The sequence below is a fragment of the Methylobacterium sp. D54C genome, from assembly GCF_053345595.1.
Window position 1 is genome coordinate 1 of sequence record NZ_JBKFAK010000123.1, and the last position, 413, is coordinate 413.

1 protein-coding gene is annotated in these 413 nt (G+C 74.8%); it reads left to right on the top strand.

The features are described 5' to 3' along the window. A partial coding sequence (locus ACLBYB_RS32800) for a polysaccharide biosynthesis/export family protein (RefSeq protein ID WP_447701379.1) occupies window positions 1-413 on the top strand: 413 nt, incomplete at both ends.

Sequence of the window (413 nt, forward strand, 5' to 3'; positions counted from 1 at the left end):
TCCGGCGGCCTGTTCTCCGGACCCCTCGTCGCCGACCGCTTCTCCGCCGGATCCAAGTCCGCCCTCATCCCCGAGCAGCCCGTCGGGCGCGACGGCGCCATCTCGGTGCCCTATGCCGGCCGCATCAAGGTCGCCGGCCGCCGCACCCAGGACGTCCAGGCGCTCATCGAGAACGAACTCGCCGGCAAGGCCATCCAGCCCCAGGTGCTGGTCTCGGTCACCCGCCCGATCTCCCAGGCCGTCACCGTCACCGGCGAGGGCGCCGCCGGCGCCCGCCTGCCGCTCTCGGGCCACGGCGACCGCATCCTCGACGTCATCGCCGCCGCCGGCGGCAACCGCGCGCCGGTCAACGAGACCTTCGTGCGGCTCTCGCGCGGGCCGGTGACCGCGACCGTGCCGCTGACCACGGTGGT